11 protein-coding genes are annotated in these 18866 nt (G+C 47.8%); all 11 read right to left on the bottom strand.

Going from position 1 to position 18866, the window contains the following annotated elements; all coding sequences use genetic code 11:
• Positions 1 to 40 precede the first annotated feature (40 nt).
• Positions 41 to 1423 (bottom strand): AAA-like domain-containing protein, encoded by a 1383-nt coding sequence (locus QGP82_RS33465; RefSeq protein WP_499062190.1) that lies wholly within the window; start codon positions 1421 to 1423, stop codon positions 41 to 43.
• Positions 1424 to 1721: 298 nt separating this feature from the next.
• Positions 1722 to 4121: a S8 family peptidase gene (locus QGP82_RS33460; protein ID WP_499062189.1), complete on the bottom strand. Its 2400-nt coding sequence runs from the start codon at positions 4119 to 4121 to the stop codon at positions 1722 to 1724.
• Between the two features lie 53 nt (positions 4122 to 4174).
• Positions 4175 to 5611 (bottom strand): SagB family peptide dehydrogenase, encoded by a 1437-nt coding sequence (locus QGP82_RS33455; protein ID WP_163663700.1) that lies wholly within the window; start codon positions 5609 to 5611, stop codon positions 4175 to 4177.
• 1 nt (position 5612) lies between these two features.
• A complete protein-coding gene (locus tag QGP82_RS33450; RefSeq protein WP_163663699.1) occupies positions 5613 to 7943 on the bottom strand; it encodes a TOMM precursor leader peptide-binding protein in 2331 nt (776 codons plus the stop codon).
• A gap of 56 nt (positions 7944 to 7999) precedes the next feature.
• The gene (locus QGP82_RS33445) at positions 8000 to 11449 is read right to left on the bottom strand and encodes a LamG-like jellyroll fold domain-containing protein (protein ID WP_499062188.1); all 3450 of its coding nucleotides are present in this window, start codon (positions 11447 to 11449) and stop codon (positions 8000 to 8002) included.
• A 132-nt stretch (positions 11450 to 11581) separates the two neighbouring features.
• Positions 11582 to 11788 (bottom strand): cyanobactin biosynthesis system PatB/AcyB/McaB family protein, encoded by a 207-nt coding sequence (locus QGP82_RS33440; protein WP_499062187.1) that lies wholly within the window; start codon positions 11786 to 11788, stop codon positions 11582 to 11584.
• 130 nt (positions 11789 to 11918) lie between these two features.
• Positions 11919 to 12170 (bottom strand): DUF5837 family cyanobactin class RiPP, encoded by a 252-nt coding sequence (locus QGP82_RS33435; protein WP_499062186.1) that lies wholly within the window; start codon positions 12168 to 12170, stop codon positions 11919 to 11921.
• Between the two features lie 239 nt (positions 12171 to 12409).
• On the bottom strand, positions 12410 to 12649 hold the full coding sequence (locus QGP82_RS33430) for a DUF5837 family cyanobactin class RiPP (protein WP_163663691.1): 240 nt from the start codon (positions 12647 to 12649) through the stop codon (positions 12410 to 12412).
• A gap of 234 nt (positions 12650 to 12883) precedes the next feature.
• Positions 12884 to 13129 carry a DUF5837 family cyanobactin class RiPP gene (locus QGP82_RS33425; RefSeq protein ID WP_163663689.1) on the bottom strand — a complete coding sequence of 82 codons (246 nt, stop codon included), beginning with the start codon at positions 13127 to 13129 and terminating at the stop codon, positions 12884 to 12886.
• Positions 13130 to 13284: 155 nt separating this feature from the next.
• Positions 13285 to 15321, bottom strand: coding sequence for a S8 family peptidase (locus QGP82_RS33420; protein ID WP_499062185.1), 2037 nt, complete (start codon positions 15319 to 15321; stop codon positions 13285 to 13287).
• A 1476-nt stretch (positions 15322 to 16797) separates the two neighbouring features.
• Complete coding sequence (locus QGP82_RS33415) at positions 16798 to 18555, bottom strand: HAL/PAL/TAL family ammonia-lyase (RefSeq protein ID WP_499062184.1); 1758 nt, start codon at positions 18553 to 18555, stop codon at positions 16798 to 16800.
• Between the last annotated feature and the right edge of the window lie 311 nt (positions 18556 to 18866).

Here is an 18866-nt window from a genome sequence, read left to right as displayed (position 1 = left end):
TAAAAACAAGGAAATGTTGATGTTTGCTAATTCTGTATCTCTAAACACTAAGTTGTTGTTGAAAGTATGAGCGATAGATATTGCAGCTAGGGATGGCCTGATATCCGTTGATGGTAATAAGACCAAGGCTTTCTAAACGATACATAGCAACAGCATCTAGTTCCACACCTGTTGTGGAAGAGACCACTTGTTTGAAAGAAATAGCTAACTCTGGCTCTTTTTTTAGGAGCGCTAGATAATTCCGCAGATGAGTCCCATAAATACCGGATGGCATGGATACTGTTTTGAGTAATGTATCGATCGATAGGGACTCCGTAGCCAGATAATATAGAAAGATATTTACCAGATAAGGATGTCCGCCGACCAAATCTACAAGGATTTTTCCTAATGTGTCATTGCTTTTTGCCACACCATAGCGGGCTGCTAATTCTGCCACCTGGGTAGCAGTGAATTTAGGTAATTTGATGGCTTGACCAATGTTAAAGGGTGATTGATGGATTTTTAATGGAGCATAGATTTCGGTAGCGTGTGCAATGACAATACGGAGGTTACGCCAAAGAAAGTTCCATCGAGCTTTTTCATGCCAGGAACGCAGCAGCGGAAAAAAATCTTGGGCGATCTTAGGATGTTCAATCAGTCGTTCAGCTGCATCAATAATCAATATCGTAGGCGTTTTCCTATTTTCCAGCAGATATTCCTGGTAATAGAGTTCACTGCTGACCTTGTGCCCCATGGAGGCATCCCAAAAATCAAGGAGTTTTGGCGCTAACTTTAATGATTGGCTGCTGCGTACACAAAACCATTTTAGAAACATGTCAATATTGCTAAAGACATCTTGATCCACGGTTTGTAAATCGAGATGGACCGTTTGATAATTGTTTTGATGGGCAATTTCAATCAATCGAAACATCAGGGAGGTTTTCCCCATCTTTTGAGGTGCCTTGATCCGCACAAAACCTCCAGGGCGCTGAATTTCTGAGTACGCTAATTCTTCGCCTGGAGAACGCTGTATATAGAACGGAGAATCAGGCGGTAGGGGGCCAGATAGGTACGGTCGTCGTGCTGATAGTGCCTCTGTATGTAAAGGTACAAAAGTCTTGGTTAGATTCGACGATGATGGGAGCGGTTGTAGGTGTGATGATGGGAGCGGTTGTAGGTGTGATGATGAGAGCGGTTGTAGGTGTTCTTGTAACACGAAGAGTAAACTCTTCTTAGTGACGCGCTGTCCAAGAGCTTGAGAGATGGCTCGCCACAGCTTGTAGCCTGTGTCTTTGAGGTGAGCATCTCCGTAGCCTGAATGCTTGGCCATTTGATCATAGGTTTGTTTGTTCCAGGTTTGTCCTAGAACGATCCGCTCTGCTGGAGTTAGCTTCCGTTTAAGAAATCGCTCTTCAATGGCCAGAAGAACTTCATCAGAATTCATAGGCGATTACAGGAACTAGAGATTCTACAGGAAATCACCTAAACATTCTCACATAAATATTAAACTCAGGTAAGTTATTAGAGGTCTTCCGACTTTTCCGACTTTTCTTACCTTTGTTTGTTTATATTTTGAAATATACTACATCTATATGTCTATTTGTCTAGTAGTCTTTGCAGAGGATGCGATAGATGATTCTTTGCAAGGAATCATCGCCTATCTATATTTTTGAATTTTCTCTAAATTTATTGGATAAAAGAGATTTGTTTTATAGTAATCTTCCAATACTCCTGAGGGATTACTATCGGAGTACTGACCATGATCGCACGTCCCCTAACGTCACTGGAACGGTATCTTTTACATCAATTGTGAAGCGGAATACCTTTTTTGCTCGATGACTGTTTTCTGGATCTAAAAACATCAGTATCACGTCCCAGCAGTCGCTATTAATGCGGCAGAAAGGGCTTTTTTCAACCTCAATGCTATCAAGTTGCATCCCTAGGGCAATCGCTTCAGCAAAAGTAGATGCAGCTTGGAAGGCATTAGTGGCGGCAAAGTTAAGGGCGCGCTCCCGAGCAAGTTGTCCCAAATTTCCCAATTCAAAGTAGATGCGCTGCAAAAAACTGTCTAATGAACGCTGCATGGCGACATCGGTAGCTGTGGGGATGCGATCGCGAACCATTGTAAAGGCCGAACGGACTAATTCATTGACTTGCCAACCATACATTCCCCGCGAATTTTCAATTTCGACCACAGGCAAAACCTGTCCCGAAAACAGGTCTACCGTTTTATGTTGCAAGCGCCCAGGTATGCTCACCCGCTCAATGTAATCTTCGCTGTTTTCCGCTTCCAACTGCCCCGCTAGCATTTGGATTAGAGTCTCGTAAATATCATTAGCAAACGCATTCTTAGGCTCAACCACATAGATGGGATTTAAGTCTAAGTTCAGTGTCCAGATGAGCGATTTTGCTGCCGTTGGGTTCTGATCCAGATAGTTCACCATCTGACGAGCATCATAGGGATTGGCCGGCACGATCGTGCCATCACTGGCAACAGCTGGCATCTTTTGCTTGAAGGTGTCGCGTCGCGCTTCAGTGCCAAAGTCATAGCCGATGGTTCCCAAGGCATACACTTTGTTGGAGACTGCACTGGGTGTCACAGTCGCTGAAGAAAGGGTCGTCGCTGGCGGGGCGACTGGAGCAGAGGCGGCAGCAGGGAGAACAGTGGGGAGAGAAACGGGTTGTGAGACCGGAGCTGTCGCCGTTAGGATTGGTGTTGGTTCAGGGCTAGGTGCTGCTTTGAGGGGTGCAACTGGGGCGTGGATCGGTGCCGGTTCAACCAGGCCGAGGGCCAGAAGATTGGCCGTGGGCCGCGTTATAGTTGACGGCATGACCGTAGCCGGCTGCACCCCAGGCAATGATTGTCCAGTCAGGCAGTGATAAGCACCCGCAAGATTTAACCGACCCGCCAAACAGCGCTCGGGTTCTTCAACCGTTTCAGGATCGCAAGGCAGGGCACTATTCAGCCAAGCCAACCGCACAGCTTCTGCATTCGGTTGCTCACCGCGTTGCAGTTGCAAACTCATTAATAACGCAGAGAGACCGGTCATCAGGGGGGCGGATAAACTCGTACCTTCTTGACGAGCAGGTTCATTAGTGCCTGGTTGAGCGGCTACAATGTTCTCACCTGGAGCCAGAATGCCTTGATGCTGATATTGTCCCCCCCAATTGCTATAGCTGGCAGGTTGCCCATCATCTTTCATCATGCCGACGGACAGAACATTGGGGAGAACGGCAGGAACACAAAAGCATTCCCCCTTGTCGTTGCCTGCCGGAGCCACAATTAGGATATTGTTTTCCTGGCATTGCTGGACGGCTTTCTGAATCATTTCGTGGGCAAATCCGGTTTGGGTAGGGTGGCAAGCCGCACAATGAATGATATGTACCCCCAGGTCCCGTGCCAGGTTAAAGGCATGGGCCAGACTCAGGGGGGATAGAGCTTCACCGGTTGTTGCCGTCTCAAACAGGGGAATGTTGATTGCTGTGCAGTGGGGGGCTATCCCTTCGACTGGAGAGCCCGGTTGCCCAAACATTGTGCCAAAAATACCTGTGGCGTGGAAAACCCCATTCAAACGTATTTTCACTGATTCAGGAATCGCTTCTACCAGCTCTTTTATTTCTGCCTCTAAGGCGTCAATGGCATCGGTATGGTCAATGTTTTGGGGGATGTTGGGCGGCGATGATAGTTGCTTGGCATCCCTTAACTGACGATAGTAGTCCCGCAAAGGGGCATCCATGTCTTCTAGCAAAGCATTGAAAATTTTTCTCAGTGGGCCAGTCGTGCGCCCTGACTCAGAGGGTGTCACCTGAGTATTTGATGGCGATTGCGGCTCATCGTTGCCATCGGTTGGAGTCGAAGGGATAATCTCTGCATCCTGCTTTTCGCATTCCTTCATGGACTTTTTCAGCGCTTTTCGTTGTTCCGTCAGTGCTCTGATTTTGAGTTCCTGCTGAATATAGACCGGATCAATGGGCTCCAGTTCTTCTTGCCAATAGGGGTTGACTCGGCTCAAATTGGCACCTTTGAAACAGGTGCGATCAAGATCGGCAGGCCCGTCCAAAACCGCGATTTTGATGCGAGAATCTCCAAGGGTCAGTGCTTGGAGGGCAGCAAATCCAGGAATAGCAGCAAAGTCAGGCATGGTAGCTTCAGGTTAAATGAGAAGTGAATGGCGTTATCAGACAGGTGAAACGTTTAGGGCAGCTCGTGATTATGTCGCTTTAATGAACCGAGACTAAACTCTCCGACAGATGCTTCTTCAATCTCATCCAGGGCGGCCACTTTACAAAATTGCTCTGAGTTCCCTGATCCGATCGCACAGGGGGCTAATTGCATCGCTGTGGCCACCAAATAAAAGGTCTGATATAGCACGCCAATATGTTTCAAAATTAAGCCGTAACCAAAACTGGGGTATTTCCAGAACAAGCGACCAAATCGGGCTGTAATGATTAACAGAACCTGGGGAATATCTTGTTGTCCCGTTGCCTTCCAGGCATCGTAAAGCAAATTTTCTACGGGAGATTGTCCATCAACAAGTAGGTGTAATGTGTGGGCGAGGGGTTGGTAATGATAGAGCCCTGCCGCCAATCCCTCGCACTCATTGATGACGGGATAAATTTCTAATTCATATAAGGCTCCGCCACAGGGGTAGGGGCGCTGAGTGAATTCTTTAATATTGAGCCAATCTTTTTCCAGGGTAGAGAGTTCTTTCACCCTGGCACAGCGATATAAGAACTCTCCCAATTGAGCAATCGAAATGGGCTGATCGTCATATTCTCGAAGGGACTGACGCGCCTCGATCGCCTGGGTTAGTGACATATCGTTGGCTGTCACATGGGCCAGATCAGGTTTGACTAATGAAATCACCTGATCGCCCATGGGGGGTTTGAGGGTGGGATAGCGATCGCGATCTTCAAAGAAAGGCAATTCCGCTTGGTGTGGGTCGTCTAATCGTTGCAATCGAGTTTGACGATGAAACAATAGGCTATGAAATTCCCAGTGGGTCAACGCCTTAGGTTCAGGTTCAACAATTGCCATGCCAGTGGCGATTAATAACTGTATAAAGCGTTGGGCAGTATCTAGATCAATCAGTGTCTCTGTAATCTCCTCTAAGGTCAGAGATTTATTAGGGGTAGCCAACTTTGCCACCATCGCAGCAGCTCGATAATCCCACAGAACAATCTTGGCTTTGGATAAGGGAGACTCTAGAACGAATTGCTGGTTGTCCTGATGCAAAAAAGCAAAGCGAGAAAGCGTTGGTAGTTGCCATGGCCCATCTGCACTGCCATCTGCACTACCATCCGCACTACCATCTTCGAACTGGTAATTATCCGTAATTGGAATAGCCGTTACCAGGGGAAGAACAGAATGGCAGATCCAGCCCAGGCGAATCAGTTTTTGTAATTCAGGCTCAAAGGTGAGACCCGCTTCAGGCCCATCCAGTTCTACCACCTTAGCCACCAACTGGGTGAGGGTGAGTGCTGAATATTTTAGGTGCTCTAAGGCGGCCTTTAAACCCGGTTGAGGATGATCCAATGTCAGGGTCTGTTGGGGCGATCGCAAGGCAATCTGCTCGGCTTCCACCTCAAGGGTAATATCGGATCTAAAGGAGAGAGTGAAAAGATCAGCCATCTTAAAACACCATGGGCATGGGATTCATCTGCTCTTCTGCCAGCGATGCCGACAGCCAACCTAGTTTTACCGGCACATCGTATAGGCGTCCGGCCCCAAAGCGTGACCAGAAGTGGCGCAGTCCCGGCACAATAACTTTAACCACAGGTAAGCCAATGTCAGGACGAGTCTGGTTCAACACCAACATCTCTAGTCCTGCTCGTCTGACGACTTCAACACACTGCAAGACATCTTGATGAATGTCATCACTCCACTCCTGCTGATAGTCAGTGTATTGTTTGAACGGGACTTGGGGGGCAGGAGCCAGATAGGGCTGGTTGGCGATTGTTGCCTGGGTGAACCAATAGTTCAGGGCTGAGTCCGCTTCGGTGGGAGGATGCTTTTCTGGCAGGTGGCCTCCCATCTGGTTCACCTCTGTGACCGCGCGTGAGATGGCAATTTTAGGGTCGAAGTGCGCGCCATAGCCAGCAACAATGTATTCTTGATCGTCACCGGTATACCGAGAAACCGCAGCAAAGGCTGGAATGTTTAAGTCTGTTGTTAAGTCTAAGACCCACAGTTCTCGCTGGTGAGTTTTGTACCAGGCTTGCAAATCTAGTAAATAGGGGTCGTTGAAACTGGCTAAATCTACCCCCGGACGCGGTAAGCGGTTGTACCACCAGAGAGCCACGCTATCCCGTTCCGCCAATTCTAAAAAGCCCTGAAGAATGGCATCCTCTAATGTTCCACCGGCTGCATTGCCGTTGGAGTCTGCCGAACAGAAGCGCTGCCCTTTGGGTAATTTGTAGTTGTAATAACAAAATGCGGTGGGGAGATATTTATGGGTTTGTTCGGTGAGTGACCAAACAGGCGTCCAATCAATGGTTTGAGTGTTATCAAAGGGTTGAGCAATCCAATCATGCTCGACCCGTGCTGCCTGATTCAACTGCTCTCGATTTTGATATTGTCGCTCACTAAATAGCAAACATTGGTAGGGGTGAATGGCGGCCCCGTCCAATTCCATAAAGGTGGCGCTCACTTTGGGTTCGTCGCCCTGATAGATGCCCGAATAGCGTTCAATCGCTTCACAGAATCCACTGGCTTTTGACTGGTGATCGGTTTTGCCTTTGCCACCACTTTTGTGCCGCAGCGATTGCCGCAGTTGATTCAGGCTAGCCGCCGACCCAAAGGCATGCACAGCACTGTAAGTATGCACAAAAGAATTATCCGGGGCGGACGAGCGCACCAGACTGCTGACCACGCCGGTAATCGGGCTAATCAAATGCTCATGACGGCTGACAATTTGTTCTGGGGTAAAGGCGCGATGTCCCCCATCTTGGGTGAACAACTTTTTGCGACTCGTGAGGGCAAGCGGCTGGTTAACTTGTTGACTGATGCAGTCAGCATCGCCACAAGCAGGACATTGCGGACGATGGGGTGATTGATGGGTCTTTAATGTCAGGGTGGCCTGATCCAGTGTGATCACTTTTCCGGCTAACGTCTGGATCGGTGAATCTGTGATGCTCTGCTGCACTAGCCACTTTGCGATCTCAGTTGTCGTCAGCCCAATGGCTGTCTGCACCATCGCCGGAAACTCAGCAAATGCTACGGGTAAACACGCCTGATGATCGCTTGCGTTCCCGCGCTGACCCAGCTTCCCTTTTTGCCGTAACACCGACGATTCCACCTCGCGATTGCCCCACAAGCGCTGCGCTAAGCAGGCCCAACACCCCGTTTGACCGGGATGAAAGATGGGGCCGAACCAAAGCATATTCCCCATGGGCTTGATCAACAGCCAGGGTTGCTGAGTGCTCAAGGCGTTTTGATTAATCTGTCTGAGCTCAGGCTGAAGATAATCATCCGTCAGCACAACCCATAAAGAATTCTTGGCTTCTGTTTTCCTAGCTGCCCCCGCTCCTAGACAGTCCTTTAACTGTCGTTGTTGCACTGGAATGCCAATCGCCTGGAGAGCATCGAGCAACGGCTGAGGATTCGTTGCTCCAATCGCCGTCACCGTTACCTGGCTCTGCGGTAAGTACTCTGCCACCTGCTGAGGTTCCACACCCAACCCGCTCCAAAATGCCGCCATCTCTGGGGTTAGTTCATGGGCCGCATCCGTTAGAAAGCCTCTGTCTTGCAAGCGATCGAGCACATAATTTACATGCTCTGGTGGCACTTGCCCATCCAGTTTTTGAATCAGCTCTTCACGGGTGTGCTGTCCATTCAACAGGGGCAAAATTTGGCAGTAAAGCCCTCCCGTGAGTGCTTGGGTGGAATATTCACTCAACAGATAGACGTGTTTGGGCTCAATGATTTCTAGACGAAAATGGGGCTTGATTTGGGGGTTTTTCATGCTTCATTCAGATAGACTGAGGTGCTTGCGGCAAGAAGAAGAGTTTCCAAGGGCACTCATCGCCAGATCCGGCCCCGCAGGAAAGGGGGATCTGCCTCTGTCTTCGCTTTCTGTTGTTTTGCCATTTCTCTATACCAGTAGCCATAATCTTCCAATCCGGTGGATCGGGTTAATCGCTCCTGGGGTTCGAGCTGTAGTTTTAGGGGAACGTCTACTTCCTCATAGGTGATTTCACCCATCAGATCTCCGGGTGCTCGGTAGGTTGTTTTGTCGGAAATCTTGGCTCCAGAACCCTCATTCAATGGCCAGTAGCGGATTAATCCCAGTTCTTGACCGGTGAGGCGGTAGGACATATTGGCTTTGATTTCTGCTTGCGATCGCACCACTCGCCAGACCCGAACCTCGGTTAAATAGCCCTGGAATTTCGCATCAGCCAGGTTGGGATGGCCCCCCAGGTAGGTGCTGCCACCTGATGCGATCGCGCCAATCGCCAGCTGATTATCATTTCGTTCACCACTGAAATAGAGCTTGGTGCCATCAGCCTGGGAACCGCTGCAAACCACCGCAATGTGATACCAATTGCCCGCCGTCAGGCCAGCATTTTTGGAGGCAAGGGGCTCAGCATTGGCATTAGCTCGAAACTTAAGGTCGCCCCCTTCCAGATACAACAGAGCTTCTCCATCTGCCAGAATCACTTGCTGTCCAGTGATGCCGCTGGGGCAAACCCAAGCTTCTAGGGTGAATTGTCCCTGGGGCGACAGGGCACCGCTACCAACGGCAATTCCCTGATGATTTTGCCCCAGCTTTAAGACAGGCTGACAACTTTCGATAATAGAGAGCGGTGCGGGAGACGTTGTGATTGGAGTGACTGGGTTTGGCATAGGTTTCGGTGGACTAACGGAAACGGGGGCGATTGCCAGGCCAGCAGAAGAGAGCCAAATGGCCCCCTGCATGGTGCCGTCGTAGGTATCGCCAACTTTGTTGAGAATCGTTTTGCCTGCGCCTCGCTGCATGGGATAGTAGCTGATTAATCCAGATTCAGTTCCCGTTAGTGCAGAGTTCATAGACTGCTGAATTTCGGTTTGGGAGCGGGCGTAATTCCAAAACTGAACTTCCGCCAACATTCCCTGATAGTGATATGAGTCAGCCGTATAGCCACCAAATTGGGCTCTGATGGCCTTGGGAATAGGGCGGGTCTTGCCCGATCCACTGTGCCACAAATCACCATTCAAATAGATCTTCATTTCGCCCGTTGCACAGTTTTTAGTAAACGCCCAATGGGACCATTTACCCTTGAACTCAGCTGGACTACTCTGCTTATTTATGCGGTCATAGGTGCTATTAACACAGCCACAATCAAAATATATAGATCCATTCCCCCACGGTAAATGGATGTTTAGTAGACGAGTCCCCTGCGCATCAAATGCAGCAAATATTGAATTACTCGTGGGCAAAGCATCTCCACCATAAGCCCAAAAACTAAAGGTAATCTCATTACCAGAAGGGATGCTTGCCGGTGGCAATTCAACATAATCATCTACCCCATCAAACTGTAAGACCCATCTCGAAGCAGACGTTGTTGTATTAGGTTGTGTTGTCATGGCTGGTGGACTCGTGGTGTCTGGAGAAGTTGTGTTTCCTGTTGGATTCGTGGTGTCTGGAGAAGTTGTGTTTCCTGTTGGATTCGTGGTGTCTGGAGAAGTCGTGGCATCTGGCTGATGAGGGGGTTCAGCTGCGATTGGTAAGCCAGACGAAGTTGTCCAAGTGGCACCATAAACATTGCCCTGCTTGGCATCCGTTGTCTTACCATTTGTGGTGTTGCCAACCCCTTCACTGATTGGGAAATAGGCAACTAACCCCGGTTCATTACCGGTCAGGCGGCAGGTTCCATCTGCCTGAATCTCAGCTTGAGTTCTAGCTCGATTCCAGATGCGAATCTCACTCAACTCGCCCTTAAATAGACATTCACGATTACGATTGCGGCCAAAAATATAGTCTTTAAAGCTAATGGTTAAGGCTTTCTTCCGTTGGTTAGCAATCTCACCATTAACGTAGGTAACCAAGGTCGAGCCATCATAGGTCACAGCTAAGTGCAGCCATTCTTCACTCACCTGTGTGAACAAAAGCTGAGTATTGCTGTGGAGAAACCGATAAGAGCCATTCAAGATATCTAGTTGGAAAGACCCCTTTGGCGTCGCTCCATCCCAACTATTGAACAAGGAAGAGTAGTTTCTCTGGGAGATAGTTGCAGCCTTAGCCCACAGTTCGATGGAAAAGGTTGATGTTTCCCAGGGGGCAATCGCAACGGCTACATAATCATCCTGGCCATCAAACTGTAATACTTGGGGAGACTCTGATGTTGGGGTGTTGATTGTTTCCAGCACCCACTCATTACCAACGCCCGTACTCCAGCTGGTCACGCCTTGGGTCGAATCAGGGCGATGCAGGTAATCCCCTTTCCACGACTTCAGCTTGATTTTGTTGTTATCGATCGCTTCAACCGTCCACTCGTTCCCAACGCCTGTATGCCAGGTCGTCACCCCTTGAGCCGAATCAGGGCGATGCAGGTAATCTCCTTTCCACGACTTCAGCTTGATTTTGTTATTATCGATCGCTTCAACGATCCATTCGTTCCCAACGCCTGTACTCCAGCTGGTAACGCCTTGAGCCGAGTCAGGGCGATGCAGGTAATCCCCTTTCCACGACTTCAGCTTGATTGTGCTATTGTTAGGCAGCGTTACTGTCGCGATCTGTGCAGAACTTTCAGCGGCCTCAGTGGGATTGAGGATAGGTAAGGCTGACTCGCTCCAGCTCGCTCCACTAATGGAGCCATGGCTTGCATTTGTAGTGTGGTCATTAGTAGTAGTACCAGACCCTTCAGCCATGGGCCAATAACCGACTAAACCTGCCTCTGTACCGGTTAGACGACGACCCATTGCTCCCTGAATCTCAGCTTGGGTGCGGGCGATCTCCCACAAGCGCACATCGGCAATGCTGCCGTGAAAGGCGTAAGTCTCATTATCATCCCGGTACATCCCAAGTCGCAAATTGTTATCAGGGACGTAATCAATGCTGGAATCAGCCAGGGTTTGAAGCGCTTTTTCCACACCATCCACATACACGCGCAAGCACTCGCCATCATACGTTGCAGCGATGTGATGCCATTCTTTCAAGGGCACAGTACCGGCACCGCTACTCAGGTATTCCATCTGGTGACGAGGAACTTTTACACCAAAGTAGACGCCGCTATTACCATCTAGCAATAGCCCGTACCCACTTTCCGTAGACCCCGTATCAAAAATCTTAGAGATTAGGCCGGCCCATTGTCGTTGGCTTTCGATCCAGACCCAAAGTTCTAGCGTCAAATGTTTCTGGACTTTAAAGTGTGGTTGTACCCCTAAATCAACACAATCACCCTGGCCATTAAAGGAAAGAACCGATAAAAGAGCAGGAGGGTTCGAGGCTGGAGTGTTATCTGGTTGCTGGGATGAATTTACTTGAGCCATAGCGCCAAATCTCTATACTGATGAACCGCTGCTTGAGTAACAGGATAGCCACAAGGGGAACATCCTCCACTGCAGGCAAACAACGATTTGGGATTCAATTACTTTTAGTACTTAAACAGTGGGGGAGGATATCTATCTGCCATAGCCCCAACCGGAGCCTTTGAGCTGTTGATAGGTACGGTGTTGAAAAGCAGGCGGATCGTTATAGTTAGCGCCGTGCAGCAAATCTATCCGAATAGAGACTAGTTCTTCAATGCTGCCGTGAACAACATCCACGGTTTCATGGGGTTTGATCAGATCAGGACGTTTAACCGGTGGCGATTGTTTGGGAAGCCTCATGGTTTCAGTTTCCTTTGAGTAAATTGAGATAAATAATAATGGAGAAATTTAGAGGATAAGGAGGGTGTGAGTTTCTATTCTTGTGCTTTTCCTGATCTTCTCTAAACAGAAAAGATAATTGAATCAGACCTTATTCGGCATCATCCCCATCATAAGAACAAAAGCAACCACCGCCGCTAACGTTACCACCACCAGTAGCGATGCCCCCTAAACCAATACCAATACTGAAGCAGAGAAAACAGCCACTGGACGGTATAATGCCTCCGTCGTTATGACCGCATAAAGTTTCTTCGGCTAGTTCTGCCAGTTCTAGAGGCAGTTGACCCGCCGTGCTTCGGCTGATTGGGCTGGCCTGGCTGGGCATTAAACTTATCTTATTCATGAGAATTTTTCTCCTACTCTCCAGAACCTATTTGAGTTTTGAATCGTTTTTGAAGCCGTCCAAAATGAGCAACTCAGTGGACTTTTACACTTTTACTTCTTAGTAGCTCTCTTTGATTTTTTGTAGGGTGTGTCGTCGCCATCCGCGACGCACCAATTCCTAATTTAGGTTATTGCGCGTTAGACTAACAGCCTATGCTAGCGTCATAACACACCCTACAATTCAATTCCTTTTAACCCTTATTCTGCGTCATCTCCATCATAAGAGCAAAAGCAACCACCACAACTGACGTTACCGCCACCAACACCACCCAAACCAACACCAACGCACGCGAAACAGCCACTAGATGGTGCGATGTCTCCACCGTCATGGCTGCACAGAATTTCTTCCGATAGTTCTGCTAGTTCTGGAGGCAGTTGACCAGCAGTGATACGGTTGATTGGGTTAGCCTGGTTAGGCATCAGGTTTTTCTTGTCCATGAGACATTTCTCCTATCATTAGTTTGTTTGAGTTTCGACCCGTCTTTGAAGCAGCAAACGTTAGATTTAACCGTTAATGGTTAAGTTTCAATTACCTTTTGCCTACCTCAATCGGTGGGTCAGGCCGCTTCTTTTTGTGGAAGAAGGCTGTTTAAAAAGGAGGGAATTCTACCCCCTATATTCTCTGCTCCCTTTTGTTGCTGCTATCAAGAGAGCAGAAGATGGCAGCAGACTTTACTCGGCATCATCACCGTCATAAGAGCAAAAACACTGAGCATCATTCCCACCAGTAATACTAATAAGACCTCTACAGCCACTAGAGCAAAAGAAGCTACAACCACTGGAAGCTGTCATGAAACCGTCTCCGTCATGATCGCATAAGGTTTCTTCTGACAGTTCCGCCAATTCGGGAGGCAATTGTCCCGCCGTCATCCGGTTGATTGGGTGAGCCTGGTTAGGCATCAAGTTTTTCTTATCCATGAAAAGTTGCTCTTGAAAATTTACCCGAATCTAGACCCATTCTTAAGCAGTAAAAAGAACTTCCTAAACTCAAAAAAACAACTGTTGATTTTCTATGGCTTTTTACTTTGCTAAATCGGTGGGTCAAACCGCTTCTTTAGATGAAAGAAGACTGTTTAATAGGGTGATGACCAGGTTCTAACTTCGCCCAACGTCACAGGAATCAAATCACTCACATCGATCGTGAAACGGAAGATCTTCTTAGCACGGAGGCTATTTTCAGGGTCAAAGAATTTCAACTTCACATCCCAACAATCGCTATCCTGTCGACAGAAGGGACTTTTCTCCACATTGATGCTGTCCAATTCCATCCCGGTGGCAACCGCTTCAGCAAACGCAGAGGCGGCTTGAAACGCATTGGTCGCCGCAAAGTTAATGGCCCGATCCTGGGATGTGGTGCCCAGGTTACGCAGATCGTAGTAAATCCGGTTGAGGAAGCTGCCCAGGGTGCGCCGCATCGCCTCTTCACTGGCACCTTCAGCCGTTGTTTGCACCGTTTCCATGGCGGCACTGACGAGGGTGTTAACTTTCCAGCCATAGATTCCCCGTGGGCTTTGGGGCACAATCAGCGGCACCACCTGGCCCGAGAATAGCTTAACGGTACGCCCCGTTAAAATGCCAGGGATGCTGACCCGTTCCACATAGGATTCACTGCTTTCAGACTGTACCTGTCCTGCCAGTAATTCCTGCAAAGCAGCATAAACATCACGACCGTAGGCCCCTTCAGGTTCGATCGCATAGACCGGTGTTAATTCAATATTCAACGTCCAGATCAGCGATCGCGCCTCCGATGGGCTTGCACCGAGATAATCGACCATTTGCCGAGCATCGTGGGGATTCGCAGGAACCGTCACGTCTCCCGTAGTATAGGCGGGCATCAGTTGCTTAAATGAATCGCGTCTGGCTTCAGAGCCAAAGTCGTATCCGAGGGTGCCAAGGGCATAAACAAGTTGGCTATCGACCAAATCGCTCGGCGCTTGGCTGGCAGTCACAAAGTTAGACATGGAGGATTTGCGATTAGATGATTGATGAGTGGATATTTGATCAAGCGATGGCTGGGCCACCGCAACAGCGGGAATTGACGGAGCAACTGAGGTGCCAACGGGCGGAGCACTGCCCGCTGGCACCAGGTCGCGCGGTACCTCAGGGTGAGCATTTTCTCCCACTTCAGACTGAGCCCTAATCGCCATCTGTTCGTCCGGTGTACCTGATGAGCTAATCTCTTCCATTTCACCTTCTCCAGAGCTGTCTATATCTGCCCCACTACCACAGCCACAGCCAGCTGCCACAATGGTTTCGGATGGTTCTGACATTATTCCTCCTGTAAACAATTCAAATAAGCCTGCAGTGTTTAACATTCCTGCCAAACATTGATGTCCCTGTTCTGGATCGGCATGACAGGGCAATGCCGTTTGCAAAATAGCCGCCCGCACCTTTTGAGGATCAGGCGTTTCTCCTCGCTCCATCTGCAAACTGAGCAACAGTGCGGCCACACCAGCTACGATCGGTGTGGCAAAACTCGTGCCGCTCAGCTGAACGGTACCCCCGTCAGGTCTGGCTCCCAAGATATTTTCCCCAGAAGCCAAAATGCCTTGTTTCTGATAGATTTCTCCCCAGTTGCTAAACGCCATCGGTTGACCTTCGCCATCCATGGCCCCTACCGCTAAGACAGCGGGTAAGGCAGCAGGAACATGCAAACAATCGCAGCCATCATTTCCGGCGGCGGCAACAATTAAGACATTGTTGTCTTGACAAAGCTGCACCGCACGCTCTAACCAACCTTCCGCTTCTCCTTCATCCGTTAGTTGTCCTCCACTGATATTAATGATGTGTGCGCCAGCGTTGACCGCCTGTTCAATTGCCCGAGCCAAATCAAGCTGGGACGGGGATCGTCCGCCATCAGAAAAGACTGGAATAATTAGCCCTTTACAGCGAGGAGAAATTCCAACTACCGGACTTCCTGGCTGACCAAAAAGTACGCTAGTAACATGCGTACCGTGAAGTGACATTCGGCCATTGGAGACTACTTCATCACTCACGAGAGAAGGAAGCAACGTCAAGTCTGCCCCTTGAAAGCAAGGATGATTCAAGTCAACTTGACCATCTAAAATAGCAATACAGACTTCTGATGAGCCGAGTATTTTTTGCGGCATTACTGAAGAGCTGAAGAGTATTCAGCCTTTGGATGACAATTTATAACGTTTCTCTATCTGATGAGAGATAGGTTTAAAGCGTAAAGGCCTGACAGCTAATGGGTTCGATGCACCTTGCGTGAGTGAAAATCGTTATAATATAAATGTTAGAGAATCACTCACATCGTTATCTTAGCCTCAGATATTAGCGAAGTAAAGTCGGATTGTTTGGTAATTTAATCTTAAGCTAAAGAGAAAACAACACAGTGATAATGAATAGTTCGGAATTGACGGAATTGTCGCTCATAAGTTAGCTCCAACTCAGACGATCGGCAAACTAAAGTCAGCTTGTTTGGTAAATTCACCTTAAATGAGATCATCCTGATCTCATCCCTAACAGAATAATTAATAGCATGAATTATGGATGATGCTACAAGTTTAGTCCACATCAAATGACTGCATCCTTCAATGTTTGAATGCTGTATGGCATTGGGCTACCACACTGATTAGAATCTTTGCCAGAAAGTCTCCCATTGATGATAAATTCTTTACCCATTAACGCTTGATTCCATTTCACAATCTTATCAGCCTATAAGTAGTAAATCTTGAAAATCGCCTGAGTTTCAATTTATAGCCGACAATTCCGACTTATTTATTTTTCTTTATATTTAATCTGACTCAAACAGGCTAAATGATCGAATAATCAGGCTTTACGCTGACTGCCTTCTTAGCCTTCAATAATGTGTAGACACCTTTCCTGTGAACATGGTTTTGATGTGATACATCATGGTTTCATTCAGGGAACGCCGATGATAATGGCTGTCTTCTATACTCCCATCAGCTCGAAGATAGACCCCGCAAAGCCAATCGTTGGCCGTCAAGCCAGGTCATAGCCCACTTTGAAGGTCAATGCTGATTACTCTCCCTGAGACACAGACACAATAAACAACGTACATGAAAGAGGATGTGTGTTTTCTCTTTTGAAATGTCGATTTTTTCCACAACCTTAAACCCATAGTCGTTTAAATAGTATTCCAGCTCCATTGCTGAAAACAAACGAAACTCAAAATAATTTTCTCTCTCTGTATCTTCTAAACTCGAAATAGCCTAGATGCGTTTACCAATTAATCGTTGTTCAAGGTCGACAAAATCAAATGTTGCTTTAGATATTCCGGCATATTTGCCCGATGGAATATCATATGTAACATGGGTCTTGAAATTGCCTACACACAAAAAAGCATTGTAAACTCCAAGAATCAATAAAGTTCCTTCGCGGGCATGTTTGGCAAATGTTTTAAAAGCTTTTTAGATCCTTCCCAATGAAAAATTCCTGCGATTACATCAATTAAAATCCTGAGCATGGTCAGCGTATGTTTGAGCTTGCCTATGGGTAAGTCAGCCTGTGTCTGTTGTATCCCACACATACGACCATAGCGATGCAAGTTCAAACCTCACCAATATCCACTTGCGATCGCTATATCAAGTTATCGAGAAAGATTAGTTCAATGGATATTCTCTGAGGAATAAATAAGAACCTTCAATGTCAGGGGTAAGAACGCGGTCAACATCTAAAAACGGAACTACTTGTCGATAATCATTGAAGAAAGATCGAGTTGTTCCCGATAATCTCAAATCTGGGTAGGCTTGCTGTCTCAAGTCAATCGCTTGAGCCACATGCATCATTTCAATTCCCAGAATGTAATAGTGGTTGTCAATCATTTGGTGAAAGCGCCGAACCACGCGAGGGGCATTCGTTGATGTATCCTCAATGTTCCCTGCGATTGATACCAAATCCATAGATACGGGAAGCGCTAACGATTGATTCTCTGCGGCCAAAGATGCGAAGACTTTTTGGATGGCACCATAGGCATGAAAGGTATTTTCAGTGCCTAAAAATCGACTGAGATAGGTAAAGTGCGGATCTGCCAGTTTAATGGTGCGCTGAGCCGAGGCATTGGACAAATGGCTGAGGGCGATTGCCGCCTCCTGAAACGAAATCACCCAGGGTAACGGCGAAAAGTTTCCCGTTGGAATCAAAGCTCCTGTCAGCCCATCTTCATCCACATAATGGGACACTTCTTCAGGCCAATCCGAGGGGGCCACCACATCTAGCACCACAGCAGGGTTATCATCTGAAGAATTGAGTTGAATCTGTACCTGGGTTGCCAACGCTGCTAGCGATCGCTCCACCGCACCCAAGGTGTAGGCTCCCGTGCGGAAACTTAGGGGATCCTGGAGGGCTCGATTTTCGGATGGCTCCCATAAATAACTATCTGCTAACAGTGTGCGAATATCCATCGCCACTGAATTGACATAGGGAAAGGGGCGGATGACATGGGTATCTTGCAGAAACGGTTCAATATTGCCATCCAAGGCTTCCAAACTCAGGACAAACAAAAGCTTATTGACTTCCAGCAACTGCCTTAAGTCTTCAATCGCCAGTGCTCCAAGGGCGGCTGAATAGGCATTGGAACTAAGAATGGAAAGCGCATCTTTACCAAAGGGGACTAGCGGTTCTAGCCCAACGGCATCCAAGGCTTGACGTGCTGGGACTTTTTGACCTCGAAAATACACATCTCCCTCGCCTATCATGGCGAGCCCGATATGGGTAATTAAGGTAATATCAGCCTCACCAACGGACCCTCGCGAAGGCGTGACAGGGGTAATATCATTGTTCAAGAAGTCTCGGTAGAGTTCTGCAACTCCAGGCTGGACACCCGTTGAGCCAAAGAGAATAGAATTGAGCCGAGTGGCCATAATGGCTCGCACCACCTCCTCGGACATTTCAGGCCCTGCACCCGCGCTGTGGGCGTAGATCAATTTACGGTTAAATTCTCTAGAGAGCTGAATCACTTCTTCACTTAAGCCACCGCTAGCATCGACAAATGCCTGATCTTTATTCAGCCCTACTCCGGCAGTCAGTCCGTAAATCTGGTGTCCACTTTCAGCCGCCAATAAGAGGATGTCATGGGAACGCTGAACGCGCGCGAATATCTCATCACTAATGGTGACCCTAGCTCCATGTCTAGCAACCTGAACCACATCCGCTGTGGTTAAATCTTGACCTGTAAGAGAGATTGTTTGGCTGCTCTGACTGAGTAGTGCGATCGCTTGTGATGTTTCTGAATTCGTTAAAGCAGGTGTATTTTCTAGATAATTTTCCAGATTCTCATTAGCACGCACACTTACTGCTGTTGAATTAAGACATAGGATTGTTAATACAGATAGACTCAGAGATTGGACTTTGATTTTCATGATTCACCTCTGGCAATCCTTATATCAGTAGTATTGACCCTGTTCACCTGATTTGAGCTGACGAATACCGTTTTTGAGGGGTTGCTTGCTTATACAGCAGTAGCATTGAATAATCAATAGCTAAAATCGTCTATAACTTCAGTGCCCAAATTTTCTCGCTCTGCTGGCCAGTGTCAATAAAACCAGCATAAAGGGAATGATGCAGATTCTAACAGATTGGAGATATATATTTTTACAAATCAATTGTTATGAGGAATGTCAATCCTTTTAAAATACAGCACTCAATGAGTCGAAAAAACAAATGTTTGACC

It is taken from the genome of Leptothoe sp. LEGE 181152 (genome assembly GCF_032906605.1).
GTDB classification, from domain to species: domain Bacteria; phylum Cyanobacteriota; class Cyanobacteriia; order Phormidesmidales; family Phormidesmidaceae; genus Leptothoe; species Leptothoe turfae.
The sequence above is the reverse complement of the archived record's forward strand: the minus strand, read 5'-3'. Positions and strand labels throughout refer to the sequence as shown.

Bases quoted from the DNA above. Each gene is read 5' to 3' on its own strand.
- QGP82_RS33455 (WP_163663700.1), bottom strand. From the start codon at position 5,611: ATGGCTGATCTTTTCACTCTCTCCTTTAGATCCGATATTACCCTTGAG.
- QGP82_RS33425 (WP_163663689.1), bottom strand. From the start codon at position 13,129: ATGGATAAGAAAAACTTGATGCCTAACCAGGCTCACCCAATCAACCGG.
- QGP82_RS33450 (WP_163663699.1), bottom strand. From the start codon at position 7,943: ATGAAAAACCCCCAAATCAAGCCCCATTTTCGTCTAGAAATCATTGAG.
- QGP82_RS33420 (WP_499062185.1), bottom strand. From the start codon at position 15,321: ATGCCGCAAAAAATACTCGGCTCATCAGAAGTCTGTATTGCTATTTTA.
- QGP82_RS33460 (WP_499062189.1), bottom strand. From the start codon at position 4,121: ATGCCTGACTTTGCTGCTATTCCTGGATTTGCTGCCCTCCAAGCACTG.
- QGP82_RS33445 (WP_499062188.1), bottom strand. From the start codon at position 11,449: ATGGCTCAAGTAAATTCATCCCAGCAACCAGATAACACTCCAGCCTCG.
- QGP82_RS33435 (WP_499062186.1), bottom strand. From the start codon at position 12,170: ATGAATAAGATAAGTTTAATGCCCAGCCAGGCCAGCCCAATCAGCCGA.
- QGP82_RS33430 (WP_163663691.1), bottom strand. From the start codon at position 12,649: ATGGACAAGAAAAACCTGATGCCTAACCAGGCTAACCCAATCAACCGT.
- QGP82_RS33415 (WP_499062184.1), bottom strand. From the start codon at position 18,555: ATGAAAATCAAAGTCCAATCTCTGAGTCTATCTGTATTAACAATCCTA.
- QGP82_RS33465 (WP_499062190.1), bottom strand. From the start codon at position 1,423: ATGAATTCTGATGAAGTTCTTCTGGCCATTGAAGAGCGATTTCTTAAA.
- QGP82_RS33440 (WP_499062187.1), bottom strand. From the start codon at position 11,788: ATGAGGCTTCCCAAACAATCGCCACCGGTTAAACGTCCTGATCTGATC.